Source organism: Providencia sp. Je.9.19, from assembly GCF_051129765.1.
In the GTDB taxonomy this organism is placed as follows: Bacteria; Pseudomonadota; Gammaproteobacteria; order Enterobacterales; family Enterobacteriaceae; genus Providencia.
Genome location: NZ_JBCPSS010000001.1, coordinates 37,778 through 60,892, shown reverse-complemented (window position 1 = coordinate 60,892; position 23,115 = coordinate 37,778). Strand labels below are relative to the sequence as shown.

Annotated in this window: 18 protein-coding genes and 3 tRNA genes; 16 read left to right on the top strand and 5 right to left on the bottom strand. The window is 39.4% G+C overall.

All coding sequences use genetic code 11. The annotated features are described in order from the left end of the window. Positions 1–238 precede the first annotated feature (238 nt). From AAZR93_RS00290 to AAZR93_RS00260, 7 genes are all read left to right on the top strand, one after another. Positions 239–742, top strand: a complete 504-nt coding sequence (locus AAZR93_RS00290) for a YlaC family protein (RefSeq protein ID WP_434718647.1) — start codon at positions 239–241, stop codon at positions 740–742. A gap of 135 nt (positions 743–877) precedes the next feature. Next, positions 878–953 (top strand) — tRNA-Asn (locus AAZR93_RS00285). 422 nt (positions 954–1,375) lie between these two features. Then, a tRNA-Asn gene (locus AAZR93_RS00280) sits at positions 1,376–1,451 on the top strand. A gap of 369 nt (positions 1,452–1,820) precedes the next feature. Then, positions 1,821–1,896: transfer RNA gene (locus tag AAZR93_RS00275), tRNA-Asn, on the top strand. Positions 1,897–2,127: 231 nt separating this feature from the next. Next, positions 2,128–3,180, top strand: a complete 1,053-nt coding sequence (gene pyrC / locus AAZR93_RS00270) for a dihydroorotase (RefSeq protein ID WP_434718646.1) — start codon at positions 2,128–2,130, stop codon at positions 3,178–3,180. Positions 3,181–3,392: 212 nt separating this feature from the next. Continuing rightward, positions 3,393–3,647 carry a biofilm formation regulator BssS gene (gene bssS, locus AAZR93_RS00265; RefSeq protein WP_294107233.1) on the top strand — a complete coding sequence of 85 codons (255 nt, stop codon included), beginning with the start codon at positions 3,393–3,395 and terminating at the stop codon, positions 3,645–3,647. A 235-nt stretch (positions 3,648–3,882) separates the two neighbouring features. Further along, a complete protein-coding gene (locus AAZR93_RS00260) occupies positions 3,883–4,476 on the top strand; it encodes a LuxR C-terminal-related transcriptional regulator (RefSeq protein WP_434718645.1) in 594 nt (197 codons plus the stop codon). Positions 4,477–4,517: 41 nt separating this feature from the next. Here the strand turns inward: AAZR93_RS00260 and AAZR93_RS00255 are convergent, their stop codons facing one another. After that, positions 4,518–5,564 carry a rhodanese-related sulfurtransferase gene (locus tag AAZR93_RS00255; RefSeq protein WP_336430795.1) on the bottom strand — a complete coding sequence of 349 codons (1,047 nt, stop codon included), beginning with the start codon at positions 5,562–5,564 and terminating at the stop codon, positions 4,518–4,520. Between the two features lie 308 nt (positions 5,565–5,872). Between AAZR93_RS00255 and AAZR93_RS00250 the strand changes: the two genes are divergently transcribed. After that, entirely contained in the window at positions 5,873–6,514 is a 642-nt protein-coding gene (locus AAZR93_RS00250) for a DUF1007 family protein (RefSeq protein WP_434718644.1), read from the top strand. After that, complete coding sequence (locus tag AAZR93_RS00245; RefSeq protein WP_434718643.1) at positions 6,505–7,536, top strand: nickel/cobalt transporter; 1,032 nt, start codon at positions 6,505–6,507, stop codon at positions 7,534–7,536. Before AAZR93_RS00250 ends, AAZR93_RS00245 begins: the two co-directional genes overlap by 10 nt. Positions 7,537–7,700: 164 nt before the next feature. Here AAZR93_RS00245 and ttrA read toward each other — a convergent pair whose 3' ends face one another. From ttrA to ttrB, 3 genes are read right to left on the bottom strand one after another with little or no spacing between them, the layout of a single operon-like run. After that, complete coding sequence (gene ttrA / locus AAZR93_RS00240) at positions 7,701–10,775, bottom strand: tetrathionate reductase subunit TtrA (protein ID WP_434718642.1); 3,075 nt, start codon at positions 10,773–10,775, stop codon at positions 7,701–7,703. Further along, positions 10,768–11,814, bottom strand: coding sequence for a tetrathionate reductase subunit TtrC (ttrC, locus tag AAZR93_RS00235; protein WP_434718641.1), 1,047 nt, complete (start codon positions 11,812–11,814; stop codon positions 10,768–10,770). The genes ttrA and ttrC overlap by 8 nt, the downstream gene beginning before the upstream one ends. Then, positions 11,796–12,533: a tetrathionate reductase subunit TtrB gene (gene ttrB / locus AAZR93_RS00230; protein ID WP_336430797.1), complete on the bottom strand. Its 738-nt coding sequence runs from the start codon at positions 12,531–12,533 to the stop codon at positions 11,796–11,798. The genes ttrC and ttrB overlap by 19 nt, the downstream gene beginning before the upstream one ends. Positions 12,534–12,860: 327 nt before the next feature. On the opposite strand from ttrB, the gene ttrS reads away from it, so the two are divergent. From ttrS to AAZR93_RS00195, 7 genes are all read left to right on the top strand, one after another. Next, a complete protein-coding gene (gene ttrS, locus AAZR93_RS00225; protein ID WP_434719607.1) occupies positions 12,861–14,585 on the top strand; it encodes a tetrathionate respiration histidine kinase TtrS in 1,725 nt (574 codons plus the stop codon). Between the two features lie 141 nt (positions 14,586–14,726). Continuing rightward, a complete protein-coding gene (gene ttrR / locus AAZR93_RS00220; protein ID WP_434718640.1) occupies positions 14,727–15,323 on the top strand; it encodes a tetrathionate respiration response regulator TtrR in 597 nt (198 codons plus the stop codon). A gap of 71 nt (positions 15,324–15,394) precedes the next feature. Then, on the top strand, positions 15,395–16,330 hold the full coding sequence (locus AAZR93_RS00215) for a Kdo(2)-lipid IV(A) acyltransferase (protein ID WP_434718639.1): 936 nt from the start codon (positions 15,395–15,397) through the stop codon (positions 16,328–16,330). A 64-nt stretch (positions 16,331–16,394) separates the two neighbouring features. Beyond that, a complete protein-coding gene (gene mdtG, locus AAZR93_RS00210) occupies positions 16,395–17,618 on the top strand; it encodes a multidrug efflux MFS transporter MdtG (protein WP_434718638.1) in 1,224 nt (407 codons plus the stop codon). Positions 17,619–18,014: 396 nt separating this feature from the next. Then, positions 18,015–19,547 carry a peptide MFS transporter gene (locus tag AAZR93_RS00205; protein WP_434718637.1) on the top strand — a complete coding sequence of 511 codons (1,533 nt, stop codon included), beginning with the start codon at positions 18,015–18,017 and terminating at the stop codon, positions 19,545–19,547. A 130-nt stretch (positions 19,548–19,677) separates the two neighbouring features. Further along, positions 19,678–20,469 (top strand): PhzF family phenazine biosynthesis protein, encoded by a 792-nt coding sequence (locus AAZR93_RS00200; protein ID WP_434718636.1) that lies wholly within the window; start codon positions 19,678–19,680, stop codon positions 20,467–20,469. A gap of 91 nt (positions 20,470–20,560) precedes the next feature. Beyond that, the gene (locus tag AAZR93_RS00195; protein ID WP_336430799.1) at positions 20,561–20,965 is read left to right on the top strand and encodes an acyl-CoA thioesterase; all 405 of its coding nucleotides are present in this window, start codon (positions 20,561–20,563) and stop codon (positions 20,963–20,965) included. Between the two features lie 93 nt (positions 20,966–21,058). Here the strand turns inward: AAZR93_RS00195 and AAZR93_RS00190 are convergent, their stop codons facing one another. Further along, positions 21,059–22,387, bottom strand: coding sequence for a hypothetical protein (locus AAZR93_RS00190; protein ID WP_434718635.1), 1,329 nt, complete (start codon positions 22,385–22,387; stop codon positions 21,059–21,061). Between the last annotated feature and the right edge of the window lie 728 nt (positions 22,388–23,115).

Genomic DNA, 23,115 nt, shown 5'->3' with positions numbered 1-23,115 from the left:
TTTTTGCTATTTTTTCGACTAGGTCACTTTTCACTTTTTTCATTAACAATGAATTTGCATTTTATTGATAATTTAAAGAATTTTTTAAATTTCACTGTGAAAAAAATCTAAAAATGTCAGTAAGAAAAATCTGATACAATGACAATCACATTAAATATTTTTTTTAACTGATATATAACAATTTCACCTACACATGATACCCTCATAGCATAGATGTTCTACTAGAGAGCTATCACATATGAATATTATCAAACAAATACTTATAGAAGATTTACAAACCATCAACGAGAATGAAAAACGTGATGGAAAACCTTATTTCAATAGTCAATTTTTGATCGGTCATCCCTATTTATGTATTGGTATGGTTGCTGCTTACATTCCATTAGCTATTATCCTTTGGTACGCACCTTACTTTGGCCCCTATTGGACACTGGGTATCACCCTATTATTCTTAATATTAACGAGCGTATTATTATTTGATGTTAAGCCTGTTTACCATTTTGACGATATCGGTATTCTTGATTTACGCGTCTGCTATAATGGTGAGTGGTTTGTTACTGAACCCGTATCTGATAATGCCATTAGTAAAATACTTGATTCAAAAGAAGTTAATAGTTCAATCAAGCAAGAAATTTCTCGTTTATTAGCATTAAAAGGGACAATTTCGTTTTACGATATTTATCACATTGCTTTTCCTGAGGTTTCAGTACCCGAACAAGCAAAACTTGCTACTCAAAATTAAGTTATATCAATCAACTAGCGTAAAAATCAGTCATAATGAGCAACGAATAAGCATCTGAATTTTTTTTATGTTTTTATCGTTGACAGCCTGAGGCGATGTCGTTAATATCCGCCTCGTTCTCAGGAACAAAGTAATTCCTCCATAGTTCAGTCGGTAGAACGGCGGACTGTTAATCCGTATGTCGCTGGTTCAAGTCCAGCTGGAGGAGCCAAATTTAAGAAGCCTGCCTTGTGCGGGCTTTTTGTTGTCTATCGTTTGCATTACGATTTAAAAATACCGCCTCCCCTTGCTAGACGCGGATCTCTAGCTATTATATTTTCAACTTTGTTATTATTTCATTATTACGACTTAATTTTCTTCTCAATCTTATAAACCTGCTTTATAACTTCTACTTTTTCATCTCTTTGGCTTAATTTCTCTACTTAGCGCCACTGCATGCCATCACTCGTTATTCCTTTTTACTTAATAACTTCGGCGATTAAGGAATGTTCTCATCTATATTCATATCCATCTTCGAATAGATAACATCCTAATTGCTTACTTAACACCCACTTAGTCATTTTTTTTATTTTTGTGCTTTACAAGTGAAAGCAGGATGGGTAATATGCGCCTCGTTCTCAGGAACAATGCAATTCCTCCATAGTTCAGTCGGTAGAACGGCGGACTGTTAATCCGTATGTCGCTGGTTCGAGTCCAGCTGGAGGAGCCAAATTTAAGAAGCCTGCCTTGTGCAGGCTTTTTGTTATTTGCAGTTTTTCGAAATAATATTGTTTAAAAAATTGCACGTAGCAAAACCCACGTAACAAACCAACAAATTTAATCTAGCTAAAGCGCCTCTCACGCTAAAATACCCTCGTCAACCTCCCCCTCTGATTTTATTTTACCTACCTCTATTTATAATTTACCGTTAAACATCAGATTGTTGTTTCCATTTTATTATCATTTTTACATTCCCATAATGCTTTTCGATGAAACTTCCGACAATTCGAGCAGATAACAGGCAGTCAGTGCAATTTTGTTGTTTTCCCCTTTGACATTAAAGGTGGAGGACGCTAATATCCTCTGCGTATTAAGGAGTTCCTCCATAGTTCAGTCGGTAGAACGGCGGACTGTTAATCCGTATGTCGCTGGTTCGAGTCCAGCTGGAGGAGCCAACTTAATATATCCTTTCTATTATTCTTACGTTATAAATCCTGTTGACTACCTTATTTAAAGTTCACCTCAACCAAAACAATAAATCTCACATACCCTTCAAAAATGATTAATTAACATAGCTATTTTTTTGCTTTCGCTTTATCATTCTTTCCCGGCCTGAGCACTCGGTTTATAAGTTAAAATTTATAATCCAGCTCAAACTCATATCCTACCTTTACGGAGCCGGTTTAATGACAACTGTAACTACCCTAACGATCCGCCGCCCAGACGATTGGCATGTTCATTTTCGCGACGATGAAATGTTAAAGACTGTTGTGCCGTTTACGAGTCAGTTTTTTGGTCGAGCCATTGTCATGCCTAACCTTGTCCCACCCATCACCACGATTGAAGCCGCCAAAGCATACCGTGAGCGCATCATACAGGCAGTCCCTACGGGACACCAATTTACACCATTAATGACCTGCTACCTCACAGACAGCGCTGATGCTAACGAAATAATTAAAGGCTTTCATGAAGGCGTCTTTGCAGCTTGTAAACTCTATCCTGCGAATGCAACGACTAACTCTAGTCACGGCGTCTCTGATATCAAAAAAATATATCCTGTGCTCGCTGCTATGGAACAAGCTGGCATGCCATTGCTTATCCATGGAGAAGTCACCGCAAGTCACATTGATATTTTTGACCGAGAAGCGCTATTTATTGAGCAAGTCATGTTGCCACTAAGGGCCCAATTTCCGCAATTAAAAGTTGTTTTTGAACATATTACAACCAAGGAAGCCGCCCAGTATGTCTTAGAAGCTAATGAGTTCACTGCTGCGACGCTCACACCACAACATTTGATGTTTAATCGCAACCACTTGCTTGTTGGTGGTGTTAGGCCACACTTGTACTGCTTGCCTATTTTAAAACGTAATATTCACCAAGTAGCACTACGTGAAGCAGTCGCTTCCGGTTGTGACCGTTTCTTCCTCGGAACGGATACCGCGCCACATATTCAATCACGTAAAGAGTCTTCTTGTGGCTGTGCGGGTGTATTTAACTCCCCGACTGCACTGCAAGCTTATGCAACAGTATTTGAAGAACTCGGTGCATTAGCCCATTTTGAAGCTTTCTGTTCATTGAATGGACCTAAATTCTACGGCCTCCCGGTTAATGAAGGCCATATCACGCTCACAAGAACCGAAAGTATAACTTGCGAGTCAATTCACTGTGATAACGATAAATTAATTCCATTCTTAGCAGGTGAAGACTCTCGTTGGTCTATCTCTATTACTAACGCATAATTTAATAGGGGGAGTTGAATAAGCTTCCCTTAATTTCTTTGAACGACATCACTTTATTTTTGCATTTACTGTCATTAATGTGAAAAATGATCTTTATTTGCTATCTTATTAGCCAAATCCTCTTATACTCAATATTGCTCGTTGTAAGCACTTTGCTCTTAGTCAGTTATAGATATTAATTATTTATCACGCCGTTTGATTAGGAGGTTTTCATGAATAGAAAAGATGATGTGATCCAAACCCACCCCGTTGTTGGCTGGGACATCAGTACTGTTGATGCATACGATGCAATGATGTTACGTCTGCATTATCTCCCAGAAAAAAATGAAAATATTGAGAGTGCCATTGTTGATAAAACAATGTGGTTAACAACAGATATCGCTAAACAACTTATTAATATTCTTCAAGCAGGTATTGATAAAATTGAATCTGGCGAATATATACAGCTTAATATCAAAAAACACTAGTTGCCTAAATAGGTATTTGGCTAAAATCAAATACCTAATTCCAATCAATACAACCAAAATATTCACCATAAAAATAGTAACATGAGATATTTACTATTATTATTAATATTTAAAAATAATTAGCTAAGAATTAATTTAAAATAAAGACACTATTGATTATTTTTATTATTACTTAGTTGACTTCCATATCATTTTCAATTTATTGTAACACTCTTTCTGAACAAGGATGTTCCCTATGCGAATATTAGTTATTGATGAGTGTTATTACACCCGACTTGGTATTACTGAATATTTATCTTCTAATGAAAAATTAGAGTTTATTAGTACAGGGTGCATTGATGAAGCGATTACATTTATAAATGATATACCTCCAAGTATTGTGCTAGTTAATTTAACCTATTACTGTCATTATTCTAATTATTGTCCAACGTTAAAAAGATTATTAAATAATTCAGCAAATATTCGTTTCTATATCTATATAAATGCCACCTACCCATCAACCGATAGGCCATTGTTATTAAAAGATAATTTTTTCATTATGTCTAAAAATATTATTATTCAAACGCTCGATAAAGTCGTCAAAGATCCAGAACAAATAGAGCAAATAACCAAGCTTGCAAATAATATTGACTCATCTATATTCACAGCGAAAGAACAAAATATTATTAACAACTGGATGAATGAAACGCCCAATCATATTATCTCTCGAAAATTAGGCATTAGTAATAGTACGGTTTATTCACAAAAAAGACATATCACTTCTAAAGTTTTTGTTAAAAATAGAATTGAACTTTTTTTTATATACAATGTTTTTAAATATTTGTATTAAAAAAGCCCTTATAATAAGGGCTAAAATATAGATAAACTAAATCATTTATTATTATTTAATAAGCCATCGGATAAACGGTGGCGTGATTTATTAAAGATTTGGTTACTAACCTCACGTCCTGCACGACGAGCACGTTGTTGTTCTTCAGGCAACTTCATTTCTTCAGTGCAAGAAACACTACAACACCCTTCATATTTTTCAGCACAGCTTGGGCATTGAATAAACAATAAATGGCAACCATCATTGCTACAGTTCGTATGAGAGTCACATGGTTCACCGCATTGATGGCACTGTGCTAACATATCTTCTGTTATGCGTTCGCCCATACGGTTATCAAAAACAAAGTTTTTACCTTTGAATTTCAAGGGTAAACCTTGTTCTTTCGCTTTACGTGCGTACTCAATAATACCACCTTCAACGTGGTAAACATTTTTAAAACCATTATGTAGCATATAAGCACTGGCTTTCTCACAACGAATGCCGCCAGTACAATACATCACCACATTCTTGTCTTTTTGCTGCTGTAACATTTCAACAGCCATTGGAAGCTGTTCTCTGAAAGTATCTGATGGCACTTCAAGTGCATTTTCAAAATGGCCAACTTCATATTCGTAATGATTGCGCATATCAACGAAGACCGTGTTCGGATCATCAATCATGTCGTTGACTTGATGCGCTTTCAAATACTGCCCTGTATTGGATGGATCAAACGTCTCATCATCAATACCATCAGCAACAACACGGTCACGCACCTTCATGCGTAATACCCAAAATGATTTTCCATCATCATCAATTGCAATATTTAACCGTAAATTGTTTAAGACAGGGTCTGTACCATAAATCACTTCACGCAATGCATTCACATTGGATTCAGGTACACTGATTTGCGCATTAATCCCCTCTTTCGCAATATATACACGACCAAAAACATTCAAACCTTTAAATTGCTGATACCAATTATTACGAAATGCAGCAGGATCTTGAATATTAAAATACTTATAAAAAGAGATAGTTGTACGTGGCTCACTTTCAGCCAACATGCGTTCTTTAAGAATTTTGTTTGAGACTTGATTATGTAACACTGGCATGGTGTTCTCATTTCCTTTATAACTTGATAATATTTAACGATTTAATATCAATGCGCCCATAAATTGTCCACATTTGATCATTCCTAATATTATCGCTGTAATTATGTTAATAAAAAACCTTTTTTTTGAAAGGTTATTGTTAGCAGAAATCATCATAGATTAATTATAGGCGTGACTTATGAATCATGCCCTATCGCTGAACATGAACAAAAACTGTTTGTCATTTAATAGTGATATTTTTATACACTGATATATTTATTGCTCATCACTGTTATGTTATAACATGCTATCCCATGTGCAATTAACTAATGATAATGATTAAATTAACTTTTTTCCTTTTAATGCTTTTTTGTTTAACGTCGACAAAAACTATTGCTCATCCGCATAGTTTTATTGATATGAGAATAGCGATTGATACTCAGCAAGATAATTATTCAGGGATAACTTATATCTGGAAAATGGATCCGATGACTTCAGCCGATATTGCTTATGAACTCAAAGGGATAAAAAATGATGATCCGCGCTGGAAAAAACAAGAAGCCATCATTATGGCTAATATTTTGGTACAAAATTATTTCACGGATTTTTATTATCAAAATAAAAAAATAAAATTTAAAACAATCCCAAATAGCTATCATTTACAAAAAGATGGTTTTCAGCTGGTATTCACATTCAGTACCTCATTAGCACAACCTTTACCTATCGCTAATTCACTGGTTGAAATATTAACTTATGATCCAACGTTCTATGTCAGTATGACTTATCAAAACAAACAACAAATCGACGTTCCTTTAGAAATCGCAGCTCATTGTAATGTCATATTGAAAGAAGCAGAAATTACCGATGCTATGCGTAGTTACGCATTTTCTTTAGATACCGACCAATCTCCAGATGAAGATCTTGCGCTTGGTAAACAATTTGCTCAAAGGGTTAATATTCAATGTCCTTAACTTCTTCACAAGCAAAAAAATCAACTAAGTCTATCTATATCTATTTGATAATAATTGTTTTAATAGGTTGCAGTGCTTGGGAAATTTATCAGTATTGGGGAGTTTGGTTGCAACAAAGTGTGATTTGGCAAAAAGAACTCAATCAAGGGTTAGCAACCTTATTACAAGCCACTTCAACCGACCCTCTATACGCAGGTAGCACACTCGTTGCCGTCAGTTTTTTATATGGTTTGCTACATGCACTGGGGCCAGGTCATGGGAAATTAATCATCACCACCTATATTGCAACGCAATCCACCTACTTGAAACAAAGCGTCATTATCAGTTTGCTCGCTTCACTACTACAAGGTTTTGTTGCTATTTTGCTGGTTTCATTTGTGCTAATTATATTTCAACTTTCAACACAACATTTAAATCTTGCCAGCCGATATGCAGAGCAACTTAGCTATGCTTTTGTCATTATTTTAGGTCTTATTCTGTGTTTGACTGCGATACGTCAATGGTGGCGTGAAAGTAGAACAAAAACATACCGTTTTCATCATTTACAACCTATACCCTCTTCAAACAAGCCTATCTCACTAATCAACAGTCAAGTTTTATCAGTAAATTCAGTACAATGTGATTGTGGCCATAAACATGTTGTGCAAGAGGAAGATTTACAACAGAACCTAAAAGCAAAAATATTCATTATATTATCTATGGGACTGCGCCCCTGCTCTGGCGCCTTATTAGTCTTGCTGTTTTCTTATGTGATTGATGCTTATATCTGGGGAATTATTGCCGCTTTAGCTATGGCTGTAGGGACCGCGATCACTATTTGTGCCATTGCTATATTTGTTCATTTTATGCGCTACAGCGCCTTACGAGTTTCTCAGTCAAAAGGCATCTATTTGCATCCCTATTGGCGTATTGCACTCAGGCTAGTCGCAGGTATTATTTTTGTACTAATTGGTGTATTGATGTACCAAAGTTTGATGATGAGTGAAGTGGTTTCGCCTTTCCTTTCGCCACGAACTTTCTGATAGTAGCGAAAAAAGGGAGGGCTCCCCCTCCCCGGCACTTGCCGAATTTACGATGCGGTAGCCACATCGTATTTGCGCAATGTCAACTGCTTAAAATAAGGGCTGCAACCGTCTATGGCTATGCAGGGCAATATAGGTAACAACCCTTTACTACTTCATTACTACTAACTAATAAGCTCAATACGTGCTGGCAAACCTTGTCTAACTGAAGCACCCGATACCCAATCTAACCAAGTATTGGCGACTTCACGTGTTGGATCCGCGAAACCTAAATCATTTAAGTTGATACCAGAGCCATTTGCCTTATTCATTGGCATTGGATTACCATCTAAATAGTGCTGCTTAGCGCCCATTTCGGTATGTCCATAACCATGTTCAATTGCTAGCACACCAGGCATCACTCCATCTAATACACTGATTTGAGCTTCTCCATGACCACCTGGCGTCGTGATACGAACCCAATCACCGTGTTTAACCCCCATTTTAGCAGCATCATCTGGATGAATAGCCACTAAGTTTGTTGGTTTCACATGTCGTAAGCGCTCAATCATCGTCGTTGAGCTACTCATCACATGCGATTTAAATGACATCATTTTTAATGGCCACTCTTGCGGTGGGAACACTTTATTGACATCGTCACCGTTTGCCATACGTGGTGGGTAGTAGGTTGGACAGCCGCTGTAGCGTTCGCCAGTAATAGCATGACGGTTAATCGCGACAGTTGGATTCCAAATTTGTAGTCCTTTTTTCCATTGTGGGCCTGTTGCATCACCATCCCACGATTTCTCGTATGGTGCAAAACGACCACCACGGGTATAAATATAAGCAACGCGACGCACCTCTTCAGGTTTTAATGTACGCGTCATTTCAGGTAGAATTCGAGCTACACCACTAATTTGAATATCTTCTGTCGCCGCCTCTGGCGCAGGTTTTTCACCTAACCATGCCATATTTGCAGCAACACGCAGGTAATAGTCTTCTGCACTGTTTAATGGATATTTATTACCGTCCATGTCTTCAATTACGTCATCACCAAAACCGGGCAAATTCAGCGCTTTTGCGACTGCAATACAGAAAGTTTCCATCGAAACCGGCTGACCATCAGCAGTTTTAGCTGTGCGTGATTCAACAATTGGCCAACGTGCAGTACTGGCTTTAACCTGAACACCTGCCCAAGGTGCACTAAATCCCCAACTTTCAAAGTTATGAGTATCCGGCACAATGTAGTCCGCCAGTGCCGTCGTTTCATTCATGAAAGCATCAATACCAATAATCAATGGTAGATGTTTTGGATCTTTCAGTTTTTCTTCCATTACCTGACGAATACCTGCAATACCATATACAGGATTAGTCATATTAGTAATCCACGCTTTGAGAGAATACGGATATCCCATCAATGCTGAAGCCAATTGCTCAGTAAGCTGACCTTTAGCAAACGGATACCAAGGTGCTTTCGCCGGATATGGCTGTTCACCTGCGGCAATGCGTGCTTTAAATTCATCTGATTTTTCATAGACTTCATTACTGCGCGATAATACGACACCTTTAGGTTTCACTTTACCTTGATAGCTGGCCATTTTGTAACGAGGACCATCATTTTCCCCGTTAAATTTGCCACCACCCACTGAAACGCCACCTTTAAGGTTTAAATTGCCAATTAATGCATTGAGCATAATAACTGACCATGCTGTGTAGAAGCCGTTGCCGCCCATCATTCCACCATGTGAAATAACGGCCGCTTTTCTATCATAAGAAGTAAGTGCTTTACCCAGTGATTCAATCGTTTTCACTGGAACTTGGCAGCGTTCGCTATATTCTTCAAGAGTCATGCGATTTGCTGCTTCTTTAAGGCACTGGAAGCTGGATTTTACTGTTACTTCACTACCATCGTGTAACGTTACAGAACGCGTCACAAACAGGTCTGCATTCGTCACATCATCAGCAAGTTTTAGTTCACCTGATGCGTCTTGGACTAAAAAGGCTTTCTCATCTTCACCTTCTCCAGTCATATATGATGAAATTAATAACTTACCTGCTAATGGATGCGCGTCATCGGTAATCACTAAGTGAGTTGAGTTAGTCCAACTTTTCTCACCTGCCGCTTCCATAGTTTTTTCACTTGGTACACTCAGATATTGCGCATTGTAACGTTCATTCTCGATAATCCAACGGATCATCCCCATCACTAACGCCGCATCGGTTCCCGGTTGAACAGGCACCCAGTGCCCATGATCATTTGCCAGCGTTGTCGTTAAAGGCAATGCTGGTGCGACAACCACATAATTAAATGAATCACGCAAACGTGCAGTCGCGAGTTGGCGGCCTTGACGCTTAAACGGGTTTCCTGACTGTGCTGGCGAAGTGCCAATAAATAAGGCAAAACGGACATGATCCCAATCTGGTTTAACGTGAGCATTTTTATCCAGATCATCCATTAATGCGCCTGAGCCCGCACGATATGCAAGACCACAATAGGCACCATGAGCACCAAAATTTTTACTACCAAAACCATTTTGAGCGAAGCGACGAATAAAGCCATCGCGCCCATCGTCACCAGCATTGGTGACTAATAATTGATTCGCTTTTGGACCCAATTTAGGCTGCGTTGGATCTAATGGCGTTTCAAGGTCACGGATAGCTCTTAGTCCATCCACATGACCTTCACCAAATAGATTTCCGCCCTCAACCACTTCTTTAATCAACTGCTCAAAGCTGATACGTTCCCATTTACCTTCTCCGCGTTTACCTACGCGTTTCATCGGCTCGAGGATACGTAGTGGGCTAGTTAAACCCTCCATTAAAGTGGCGCCGCGAGCACAGGCTGTCGAACGATGTTCGAGTCCACTCTCTCCGCTCATTTTTGTAAATGCAGTTTTCAGCGGCATTCCATAAGGAAAATGTTTTTCATGGGAAAGTGGATGATAAGGATTACCCGCTATCCGCAGCACTTCGTTTTTAGCGGTATCGACACGGGCACGAATACCACATTGAGTCCAACAACCAAAGCATTGAGTCATCGCGATGACTTGTTCAGGATTTTCCTGCCAGCCATTAGCTGTCTGTCCTTCCGGGCGTAAAGAGTTACCGTTGATCCTATCAAGTGTGACTTTACCTGAAGTACCGTTAACTAAGCCATCCACTGCACGTTTGGCAACATCGCGGTAGCTCGCACCAAATAACGCGATACCACCGACAACTAAACCACCTTTAAGCCATTGACGTCTTGAGAATTTAGCCATGTTGTACTCTCCTTGCAAACCAACGAACACCTTCACGAACAATAATGATTAACGCTATCCACAAACCGAATGTCCCAATGATTGCCATCAATCCATCAGAGCCAAGCGGGAAATGATATGGGTTTGCAATAATGTTATATTTTGGTACCGCTTGAACTTCCATCAGGAAAATCCAACGTAATACCCAAGCCAATGCCATCGAAACTAGTGCAAGTACAGTAATGTAAGGTACTGAGCGAGTGGCTTTAACATTACAAACCGACATAACAAATGCCGCTGCCCATAATGCGCAAACGCCGATTAACATCCACCAGCCTGGGCTTGCAAGTGTTAATTGCTGACGTACCGCCATGCCGGAAATGGTATCGCCTGACAGCCACAACGCAAAACACACCACGAACAGAAGTAATGTAATCACTTGGAAACGCGCTAAGCGATTTTGATATTGAGGCTCACGACGTGCACCAAGGCTCACTAACGCAGGTAGCACTTGCAGCGCGCTAAGGAACATGAGAACGGGTATCCACCAGCTAAACCAAATTGGTCGTGCATTCAATACTGATGCTTCGCGTCCGGTATATAACAATAGTCCAATCGCAGAAAGTGCCGCTAATAACGCAATCCAACGGGTCGCCTTAAACTCTTTTTTCCAAACCAGTTTCACAATTAACGCGACAAAATATAATCCCATAAATGTGGTGAATAATGGCAGCAATACAGAGCCCCACCACATCCAAGACCAAAAGGTAGGATGCGCATAGAAATGCCAAACCCTGGCGGTTTGATGCAAATCTGCGGTTAATGCCAATGGTGCAGTGATCCCCATGGTGATAGCGATAAAAGCAGAAATCATTTCTAAACGGCCATTTTCACTTTTATTTTGCCAATGGAGATAACAAGCATAAAGCACCGCGCAAGACGCAATACCAATGAAGAAGAAATATTGTACTGCCCAAGGTAGCCAAAAGAATTCTTGTGGCTGAGCCATTATTTCTGAAATATAAGTCACTTGGCCATTCATCAGAACACCTCCTGCCATAATGCGGGTTGACCTTTATCTTCTAATGGCTGAACAAATGCGTCATCCAGACCGATATAAAAGACTTGTGGTAAGGTGCCACTTTCTGGTTTCAGCACTTTAATTTCAGCTTCATGCTCAGTGAGCATTTTACGGATAGTGCTATTAGGGTCTTTAAGATCACCGATAATACGTGCACCGCCCACACAAGATTCAACGCAAGCAGGCAATAATCCGACCTCTAAGCGATGGGCGCAAAATGTGCATTTATCTGCAGTTTGTGTTGAATGGTTGATAAAACGGGCATCGTAAGGGCAGGCTTGTACGCAATAGGCACAACCCACACAGCGTTCGTTATCAACGACAACAATGCCATCTTCACGCTGAAAGGTTGCTTGTACTGGGCAAACCGGTACACAAGGTGGATTATCACAATGATTACAAAGGCGCGGTAGCAGAACGTTAGTCAACCCTTCTTCGCCTTTCACTGCAACTTGATACTGGTTAACTGTCGTTCTAAATTGTCCTTGAGGTGTCTGGTTTTCAACTGAACAGCTCACGGTACAAGATTGGCAGCCAATGCAACGACGTAAGTCGATGAGCATTCCATAACGTTTATCTGGATTACCTTCTCGACGCGTTGGGGAAAGGCTAAAACCAGCTTCTGCAATCGGAATTAACGATGCACCAGCGGTTACGGCCCCTATTTGTTGTAGAAATTTTCGTTTACTCAGATCCATAATCGGCTCCAGTATTGACATTGCTAATGCAAAAATAAAAGTTAATTATCAATATGTTATTGGTTTTAAAAGTTTTATTGGCTATTGATGTAGCCTATTTTAGATAACCGTCGAAATTCTTATTTCTCTTTAAAGTCGGTGTGCTATCTTTGTTTCTCATAAACCCCAAATTATTCAAGATGCTTACTACCTGTGCAGCTTGAAGTATGATGGGAATGGCTTCATTGTAGGGAGAGACGAACGCCCCCCCTATTGTGGTTTACCACATACCTATCGCTAAATTGATCTAACGCAACGAATAACCTAAATATGTTAAAAAAATCATCTATGCCGTTGTATCACATACTAATAATAGTGCTGCTAATGTGGTCAATACCGACTATGGCTGCTCAATGGACAATTGGCGTGCTCGCCTTGCGTGGCCCAAGTTCAACCCAATTACATTGGCAGTCATTAATTGATACGCTGAATGAATCCATTCCTGGTGAACGCTTCACGTTGCAACCGCTCAATCTTGATGAAATGAAAGACGCTATTTCTCATCAAAAAATTGATTTTTTACTGACGAATCCCGCACAATTTATTCAATTAGATAGTCGATATCATCTGCGTTGGTTACTTTCGTTGCGTTCAGATGTCGAGCCGAATAGCACTACTCGCAATGTGATTGGTAGCCTGATATTAGTGCGAGCAGATAGCGATATTAAAGATGTGAACCACTTGATAGGAAAAAAGGTCGGTGCAATTTCACCAGATGCTTTTGGTGGTTACTTGTTAGGTTACAAGGTATTACGCGATATGGGATATGATGCTGAGAAAGATTTCCGAATGCAATTTCTCGGTTTTCCTGCGGATGCTTTACTGTATGCGTTACGCGATAATTCACTGTCAGCCGCCATCGTTCCTGTTTGTTTGTTGGAGAACATGGATAGCGAAGGATTGATTGATAAACAGCAATTTCGCCCATTAATTCAACATTCAAGTTCACTCTCTTGCCTCACCAGCACAGAGTTATATCCTAATTGGTCCTTTGCGGCATTAAGTGGAGTCCCTGATAATCTGGTCGATAAGGTGACGAAAACGTTACTTTCCACAGATAATACGACAATGCGTTGGGGAGCTCCTGCTTCAGTGACTCAAGTCGAAACCTTATTGCGTGATGTTAATCAACATCCACAGCAACGCCAAGTTTGGCAAGATATTGTCAGTTGGACGATACAACACCAAATCACTATTAGTATTATTGCGTTATTTTTTATTTTGTTAGGGATCAATCATGTCTGGATTGCTTTTCTAGTCAGGCGTCGCAGTCGCCAACTCGAAGTTGCCCACAACCGCCTGCGTCAGCAGGAAGCTAATTTACAAAAAGCTCAGCGTTTGAATATCTTAGGTGAAATGGCATCCGGCTTTGCCCATGAACTAAATCAGCCATTATCTGCCATTCGAAATTACGCTCAGGGCTGTATTTTACGTCTGAAAAAAGAATCTGATGACCACCCGCTTATTGGCGCGCTCACTAAAATTGATCATCAGGCGCAGCGTGGTGCGGATATTATTCGTAACTTACGCCTTTGGGCAGGAAAGCCAAGTCATGATTCAAGCCAACAACTCAATCAGCAGTCAGTCAAACAAACCATCAACCATATTTGGCAACTATTGCAAGTTGAACAATATGGCTCAGGTACACAATTATTATTGCCTGATACTGATGATGTTATGCTTAAATTACCCGAGACATTGCTCGACCAGTTACTTTCCAATTTAATTAGCAATAGCCTACAAGCTGGTGCTAACACCTTAAGTTTTGAGTTCCATTTTGCTCAAGACCGCTTTTTATTAGTATTGCAAGATGATGCTGGTGGGATGCAATCTGAGCAATTAGAACAAGGCATTACCCCTTTTGCGACAACAAAAAAGGAAGGTTTAGGACTTGGGCTAGTTATTTGCCAGAGACTTATCCAAAGTCAAGGCGGTGACATTCGGATTGAAAATAATATCACTGATGACTGCCTTAATGGCTTAAGGGTGACGTTAATTTTCAGCTATCCTTAATTTTTCCGTCAATAGCGCATGTTTTGCCACACAATTGATAACATTCACCTTGGTGATGTGTGACAATCATAAGCTGAATATTTTCAATAATATGTGAAACCACACAATAATCGATAACATGACTCTGTGAGGTAATAATCAATGCCCGTTATTCATCTGGTGGATGACGACACCGATGTCACCGATGCCTGCCAATTTTTACTCGAAACACTTGGTTATTCGGTTACTGTTTGGAATGATAGCGAACAATTTATTCAGCAAGCATCACTTCATCAAGAAGGTATTGTCTTACTTGATATGAGAATGCCTAAACTTGATGGACGGCAAATTCATCATCTACTTAAAGAGCAACAAAGTACGCTTGCAGTTATTTTTCTTTCCGGTCATGGGGATATTCCTATGGCTGTCGAACAAGTCAAACTCGGGGCGATTGATTTTCTGCAAAAACCTATTGATAGCCAACAACTGGCTAAAACACTTGAACATGCACATTTGCAGACTGCCAAAGCCACCGAGCGTTACCTAATTAAACAGCGCTATGAAACCCTGACGCCAAGAGAAAAAGATATCTGTAAATATGTTCTGCAAGGCTTAATCAATCGTGAAATTGCAGATGTCGCTTGTGTCTCTGTTCGTACCGTTGAAGTACATCGTTCACGAGTTATGGACAAAATGGCAGTACGAAATTTAGCTGAATTAATGATCACCTTACAAACTGCTCATATTTTAAATGAATAATTTGTTATAATTACCACATTATCGATAACCTGCTATTGCTTTGATAGCAAACAACTCTATATCGGAATCTAATGATACAGGCACCAACGTTTAAACTCAGTTTTCTACACCCTCGTTACTGGCTCACTTGGTTTGGTACAGGTGTACTTTATGTCCTCGTGTTACTGCCTTACCCAGTTATTTACTGGATAGGGACACGTTTAGGTCGCCTATCCAAACATTTTCTAAAAAAACGTGCCTTAATTGCTAACCGTAATTTGCAGTTGTGTTTTCCAGACATGAGCGAAGAAGAACGTCGCCAAATGGTCGATAAAAATTTTGAATCTGTCGGTATGGGTGTATTTGAAACGGGCATGGCTTGGTTTTGGCCTGACTGGCGTGCACGCCGCTGGTGCAAAATAGACGGCCTACAGAATATGAAGGAAGCGCAAAAAACCGGGCGCGGCATTATCGTTGTAGGCATCCATTTCTTGACCCTCGAACTTGGTGGGCGAATGTTTGGTATGCATAACCCGGGAAATGGCGTTTACCGCCCGAATGATAATCCCGTCTACGACTGGCTTCAAACCAGAGGCCGCAGGCGTTCTAACGATGTCATGATTGACCGCAAAGATCCTAAAAGTATGGTGCGCATTTTACGACAAGGTAAAATTCTATGGTATGCCCCTGACCATGATTATGGACCGCGTAACAGTGTTTTTGTACCGTTTTTTGCCGTCAAAGATACTGCCACAACAACCGGTACATCAATATTAGTCCGAATGGCTAACCCGTTAATGATCCCTTTTACACTGCGTCGTATGCCTGCTGGTAAAGGTTATGAACTACTTATCCAGCCTGCTGTTGATGGTTTTCCTAAAGATGATGAAGTCACAACCGCAGCCATGATGAATAAGCTCATTGAAAAAGAAATTTTAAGAGCACCTGAACAATATATGTGGCTACATCGTCGCTTCAAAACACGACCGGAAGGAGAGCCCTCCTTATATGGTGATTTGCATCATTAAATCGATGAAGCGGCCGTTAGTCATATAACCGCCGTTTCGTTCTTAAGGAATAAGTTAGGAGTCTATGCTTAACAGGAATACTTACTGGAAACGTAATTTGTATGTCGTATGGTTCGGTTGTTTTTTAACTGGCGCGGCATTTAGCCTGATCATGCCTTTTCTCCCCTTATATATTGAAGAACTCGGCGTAACTAACCACGCCTCATTAAGCCTATGGACTGGTGCAGTTTTTAGTATCACGTTTCTATTCTCTGCAATTGCAGCCCCATTTTGGGGGCGATTATCTGACCGAAAAGGTCGAAAACTCATGTTATTGCGCTCAGCCCTTGGTATGGCTATCGTCATGGTGCTCATCGGTTTTGCGCAAAATATCTGGCAACTACTCATCCTCAGAGCCATTTTAGGTCTTCTAGGGGGCTTTGTTCCCAATGCCAATGCGTTGATAGCAACTCAAATACCGATTAAAAAAAGCGGCTGGGCAATGGGCGTACTTGCCACAGGTGCAGTGAGTGGCGCATTGATAGGTCCATTGATTGGTGGCTTACTCGCTGACCAATATGGTCTGCGCCCGGTATTTTTCATCACCGCCAGCGTATTATTCATTTGCTTTTTTGTGACATTATTTTATGTTCGCGAACGTTTTACACCCGTTTCTCGTAAAGATGCCTTAACTGGCAAACAGGTTTTTGCTTCTTTACGTAATAAAAACTTAGTCATTAGTTTATTTTTTACCACCATGATTATTCAAGCAGCAATGGGATCAGTAAATCCGGTAGTCACCCTCTATGTTCGAGAACTCTCTGATTCCATCGAAAACTTGGCGTTTATCAGTGGTATGATAGCTTCCATTCCTGGTGTTGCAGCACTGATAGCAGCCCCTATGCTAGGTAAGCTTAGCGATAGAATAGGACCTGAAAAGGTCTTGTTGGCAGTATTAGGCGCATCAATATTTGTCCTTTTCCCGATGGGACTCGTCAGTAATTATTGGGAACTTGGTGCTTTACGCTTTTTACTCGGTGCTTTAAATGCTGCACTGTTACCCGCGGTACAAACTTTAATTTTGTACAATATTTCCCATCAAGTTACTGGACGGATATTTAGCTATAACCAAGCACTACGAGACGTCGGTAATGTTACCGGACCGTTAATGGGATCTTTGGTCGCCGCGACTTATGGGTTTAGAGCTGTATTCTTTTTTAGTGCAATATTGGTACTCATTAATCTCATTTACTCATGGTCGGTTATCAGAAAACAATCTGATGGCCTTCGTGCTGAGCCCAGTGAATAATCGTTAATTGAACAATAAATGAACTGATATTCTTTGCGTAAAACCCTAGCTATTTATAGGTATTACAGCATTTTATGCATAAGTCTATCTTTTATCTCTCTAGTGCATTGTTTTTATTATACTTAATCGATTCAAAATTCTTACTTTTATTGTCAACTAAAATCCTGTATTGTCCCCTACCTTATAGTGAGAAATGAGAGTTACATCGAACTTTCACCTTAAAACTACATATATTGCAATAAATTTATTCTGCTTATAGATGATTCTATAATAATGTATGTTAAAAATATGTTTACACTCTGAAAGTTAACATATCTATATATTGACACCTAAGCACTTAGCTTGGTGTTTTTTATCAGACACACATCTCAAGAGATAATTTATCGGAGTTCTCAGATGAATAATTCTGCGACTAAAACAAAAACATTTTTCGGGCATCCGTACCCACTAAGTTCACTTTTCCTCACTGAAATGTGGGAAAGATTTTCTTTCTATGGCGTTCGTCCACTACTCATTCTGTTTATGAGTGCCGCATTACTTCAAGGCGGTATGGAACTGCCTATTGAACAAGCCTCAGCGATTGTGGGTATCTTTGCAGGTGGCGTCTACATTACGTCATTACCGGGCGGCTGGTTAGCCGATAACTGGTTAGGTCAACGTAGAGCCGTTTGGTACGGTTCTCTCATCATTGCACTTGGTCACTTGTCTATTGCCATGTCTGCAATTTTAACCAACACCTTCTTCTTTGTGGGCCTTTTACTGATTGTGTTAGGTACAGGACTGTTTAAAACCTGTATCACCGTAATGGTTGGTACTTTGTATAAAAAAGAAGATACTCGCCGTGACGGTGGTTTCTCACTATTTTATATGGGTATTAATATGGGGTCATTTATTGCCCCCCTCATTATTGGCCCTTTGCATGAAAAATATGGCTGGCACATTGGCTTTGGTCTTGGTGGCCTAGGCATGTTAATTGCGCTGTTAGTCTTCCGTTTTTATGCAATCCCACAAATGCGCCGTTATGACAAAGAAGTTGGATTAGATTCAACGTGGAACCGCCCTACTGTACAACGTAAAAATGTCGGTAAATGGGTCTCTTTGGTGATGGTACTGCTCGCTGCATTAGTTATTTTAATCGACAATGGTACGATCCCATTTAATGCCTCAATGATAGCGAAGAGTTCGGCTTACATTATCTCAACATGTGTCGGTATCTATTTCTTATTTATGTTCTTCTTTGCAGGTTTAAATAGCAGTGAGCGCTCGCGTTTATTGGCCTGTTTAATTCTGTTAGTTGCCGCAGCATTCTTCTGGTCAGCATTCGAACAAAAACCGACTTCATTTAATATTTTTGCTCGCGATTATACTGATAGGCAGATGGGTGATTTCGAAATCCCAACGATCTGGTTCCAAGCGATTAATGCGCTGTTCATTATTATATTAGCTCCACTGTTCAGTTGGTTCTGGCCATCATTGGCTAAACGCAACATGAACCCGAGCAGTATGTCAAAATTTGTAGTCGGTATTTTATTTGCGGCGGGTGGCTTTGCGGTGATGATGGTGGCAGCAAACCACGTTCTCGCAACACAAACGGGCGTATCGCCATTTTGGTTAGTGGGTAGTATTTTATTACTGACTCTTGGTGAGTTGTGCCTTAGCCCGATTGGTTTGGCTACAATGACCTTATTAGCGCCACATAAAATGCGTGGACAAGTTATGGGGTTATGGTTCTGTGCCAGTGCGTTAGGTAATCTAGCGGCGGGGATCATGGGTGGAAATATCCGTAAAGATCAACTGGATTCAATGCCTGAGCTGTTCTCCCATGTCTCAATCGCATTAGTCATCTGTGCGATTGTTTTGGCTATATTGATAATACCAGTTAGAAATATGCTTAAAAATGCGGATAAAAACGAAGCGAAAGCGAGCTAATCCACGTTAATATTCACTGCTCGATAACCTGTACTGGGCTATTGAGCAGTGTAATTCTATATTTATCATTTATATCTACGCTATAATCTTCCAATACATCAATGATGCCCAACCTCAAAGGATAGATTGTATGAGCGTATTTTCGCTTCCTGTTTACTATGTTGACGCCTTCACTGATACCCTATTTCAAGGTAATCCAGCAGCCGTTGTTTTACTCGAAAAGTGGCTACCTGATGAACAACTTATTTCTATTGCGGCTGAAATCAACTTATCTGAAACCGCATTTTTAGTGGGCGTTCACATACGTTGGTTCACGCCAATTATGGAGGTCAAACTTTGTGGTCACGCTACTTTAGCTGCATCTTTTGTACTCACTAAGATTATGCACCATCCTGATAATCCAATTATTTTTCAATCAATTTCAGGTGAATTAACCGTCTCGGAAACTGAAAATACCTTTACTCTCGATTTTCCTATTCTTGAGTGTAAACTTGCAGATAATGCGCAATACCCTCAATTAACTAAAATTTTAGGTGTCGAAATTGAACAATTATGGTTGGCTAAAGACCGCTATATTTGTTTTTTATCTACCGTAGAACACGTTAAAAACTGCCAACCTGACATGCTGAAACTGTCACAACTTCCTTTACCAGGCTTAACAATTACCGCAAAAAATGACAATAACAAAGTCGATTTTGTTTCGCGTTATTTTGCACCTGCAAAAGGCGTTAATGAAGATCCTGTCACAGGAACTTCCCATTGTGCAATTGCCCCACTTTGGGCTAAAAGGTTAAATAAAAACAGCTTAGTTGGCCATCAAATATCTGCTCGTGGTGGATTAGTCAAATGTGATATCGAAAATGAACGCGTAAAGCTAACAGGCAAAGCGACTTTATTTTTAAGTGGAACGATTCATATTTGATTAATTGCTGAATTTATTTGTGATGAGTATTACACTGACTCATCAATGTGAATAATCTATATAATACATAAAATAATTTTAAGGTTTAAACATGTCTCCAGATGTTGAAGATACAATCGCACAAAAAATTGAACAATCTATCACCTGCGTATCGAAAGTTATTTTTCCAACGACAACCAATCATCATAGTACCCTCTTTGGAGGCACAGCTTTAGCTTGGATGGATGAAGTTTCTTTTATCACTGCCACTCGTTTTTCTCGCAAGCGCCTAGTGACCGTTTCTACAGAAAAAATTAATTTTACCCATCCAATTCCTTCTGGCACCATCGTGGAATTGATCGGCAAAGTCAGCCGAGTGGGTAGAACCAGCCTTGCAGTCAATGTCTCCATTTTTCTAGAAGATATGTATTCTGAGGGGCGCGAAGAGGTGATCCATGGCCAATTTAACTTTGTAGCGGTTGATGATAATGGTAAACCAACACCATTGTTTGAATGATATATAAAAATGCAAAAAGTGTGTGCTAAATTAACTTGCACACACTTTTTTTGTTTTACGCTATCACGATAAATTCTCTTACATCATCAACGGTTAAGCGAAGGCCAAGAATGGTGAGATACATAATAAAATCCCAGTAAAAATAATTAGATATAAAGAGGCGCCTTTATACTTATGCAACATTGGGACTTTATAAACTAAATACGCTGGAATTAAACAACCGACCATCCCAAAAATTGGGCTACAGATTGAAGTAAAGCTCAGTACCGGTGCATTAAGAATAATCGCTCCCCATGCAAGTAGCACTGCAAATACCATAATACCATTTTTAACCCACTCATCTTTAATGCGTTCAACTGGCATCATTCGTTGTAAAATATTCATCACAATACCTTGGGTCGCCTCACGGAATCCGAGATAAACACCAAAGAATGCGGTCATTACAGCGAAAATATTCAGCATGACACTCACAACGGTGACCCACCCACCCGGAAAGAATTTAGCGGCAATGGCTAAAGCAGAAATATTTTGTTCGTAAGCTTTAACTGCCTCTTCATGCCCCATAGCTAAAGTAAAAGAAACCGCGTAGAAAAATACCGTGCAAAACAGGATACCAAATGCAATATTCATCGCACGCAGCGCTTTATAGCGCGCCACTTCTCTATTCGTATTTTGGCTGCGAAATGAAATAACCATTGGACTCAATGTTTGAATAAACAATATTGAAGTCAGTGTAAACGGTAACGTAATAACCGCTTCTTTTAATAAACGCCCTACTGGTGGTAAAGAACCAGCATTATATAGATGCCACATTCCTATCATTGAAACACCCAAGGCGGCGACAACAAATAATTTAGTCAATACCATAAAACTTGATAGCTTAAAGAGTAACTTTTCACCTCGAGATGAAATCGCCACTAAAATGCAGATTAGAACCAAACCATACCACGATGTTTCTGATAATAATCCTTCGGTCACACCAAAAGTCTGTAAATATGACGCACTGTCATTTGTAATCGCCGTAGAATAAACAAACATCCAAATAACGAGCATCACAAAATAAAGTGCGCCTAAAAGCATTCCCCAGTTTTTACCTAAATAACCACTAATCACACTTGGATAATCTTTACACTCAGGTGACTCAGCGAGTGTGTTAATAAATAAACGTTGAAACAAATACATTGCAGGATAGCCGACAACAGATGAAAGCAAAAACACCCATAACCCCATTAATCCGACTTGCACAGGTAGAAATACGATCCCTGCCCCAATTGCCATACCAATACTCATGATGACCCAACCTGCGTCAGTACCATCAAATTTAATCGCTTTGCGCCATTGTTCTTGAGTCATACCTGCTCGAGATGCCGCTGTAGAGCCATTTTTTCTTTCATTGTTATCTATCGTTGGGATCGTTGCCATAATTTTTCACTCAATATTTAAGTTTGTGATGAAAAGCTTTTTTTGATTTTAAAATACGGTTTAATAGTTATTTATATTAATAACCTTAGTTATTCGCAGGCTTTTATCATGTTCAAATCATAAAGGATATGTAGGAGAAAAAACGACTCTTTATTAGCCTGCAAAATGGGCTATTTATAGAAAATTTTTCTCTATTAAGTGAATTAAGACAAAAATATCTCTATCTAGAAGAGGAAATAAAACTTGTTCACCAAACCGTAACCCAACAAAAACTAACTTATTGTTTTTAAACATTTAATTGATATTAACTGGAGTTTTCACTTATTAACAATTTCAACAATCATAAATTTAATACGTGCTAAATATCACAGTATTATATGATAACTAATATTAAGTATCGCAATAACTCTGTACTTTGTAACAATTATGTGATTTTTTAGAATAAATCACTATATGGGTATTTTACATATAATTTATACTTTAATTGTTCCTATATGAATGCGCTAAAGCTTTTTTTCATTGTGACTAAGTTAATTTACTACTCATTTTTGAATTATTTTAGAAATTGACTTCAATAATTAATTCAGCATTGTAGCTCAGCTCATTTAAAAACTCTCATAATGTGTATCTATTATTACATATTGATATTTATCAAATATCGTCGTAAAGTATTGGATAATAAATTGATCGCCGTAACTTGCTATTAACCTCCCTAAATTATTAAAATG

Bases quoted from the DNA above. Each gene is read 5' to 3' on its own strand.
- AAZR93_RS00290 (WP_434718647.1), top strand. From the start codon at position 239: ATGAATATTATCAAACAAATACTTATAGAAGATTTACAAACCATCAAC.
- pyrC (WP_434718646.1), top strand. From the start codon at position 2,128: ATGACAACTGTAACTACCCTAACGATCCGCCGCCCAGACGATTGGCAT.
- bssS (WP_294107233.1), top strand. From the start codon at position 3,393: ATGAATAGAAAAGATGATGTGATCCAAACCCACCCCGTTGTTGGCTGG.
- AAZR93_RS00260 (WP_434718645.1), top strand. From the start codon at position 3,883: ATGCGAATATTAGTTATTGATGAGTGTTATTACACCCGACTTGGTATT.
- AAZR93_RS00255 (WP_336430795.1), bottom strand. From the start codon at position 5,564: ATGCCAGTGTTACATAATCAAGTCTCAAACAAAATTCTTAAAGAACGC.
- AAZR93_RS00250 (WP_434718644.1), top strand. From the start codon at position 5,873: ATGATAATGATTAAATTAACTTTTTTCCTTTTAATGCTTTTTTGTTTA.
- AAZR93_RS00245 (WP_434718643.1), top strand. From the start codon at position 6,505: ATGTCCTTAACTTCTTCACAAGCAAAAAAATCAACTAAGTCTATCTAT.
- ttrA (WP_434718642.1), bottom strand. From the start codon at position 10,775: ATGGCTAAATTCTCAAGACGTCAATGGCTTAAAGGTGGTTTAGTTGTC.
- ttrC (WP_434718641.1), bottom strand. From the start codon at position 11,814: ATGGCAGGAGGTGTTCTGATGAATGGCCAAGTGACTTATATTTCAGAA.
- ttrB (WP_336430797.1), bottom strand. From the start codon at position 12,533: ATGGATCTGAGTAAACGAAAATTTCTACAACAAATAGGGGCCGTAACC.
- ttrS (WP_434719607.1), top strand. From the start codon at position 12,861: ATGCCGTTGTATCACATACTAATAATAGTGCTGCTAATGTGGTCAATA.
- ttrR (WP_434718640.1), top strand. From the start codon at position 14,727: ATGCCCGTTATTCATCTGGTGGATGACGACACCGATGTCACCGATGCC.
- AAZR93_RS00215 (WP_434718639.1), top strand. From the start codon at position 15,395: ATGATACAGGCACCAACGTTTAAACTCAGTTTTCTACACCCTCGTTAC.
- mdtG (WP_434718638.1), top strand. From the start codon at position 16,395: ATGCTTAACAGGAATACTTACTGGAAACGTAATTTGTATGTCGTATGG.
- AAZR93_RS00205 (WP_434718637.1), top strand. From the start codon at position 18,015: ATGAATAATTCTGCGACTAAAACAAAAACATTTTTCGGGCATCCGTAC.
- AAZR93_RS00200 (WP_434718636.1), top strand. From the start codon at position 19,678: ATGAGCGTATTTTCGCTTCCTGTTTACTATGTTGACGCCTTCACTGAT.
- AAZR93_RS00195 (WP_336430799.1), top strand. From the start codon at position 20,561: ATGTCTCCAGATGTTGAAGATACAATCGCACAAAAAATTGAACAATCT.
- AAZR93_RS00190 (WP_434718635.1), bottom strand. From the start codon at position 22,387: ATGGCAACGATCCCAACGATAGATAACAATGAAAGAAAAAATGGCTCT.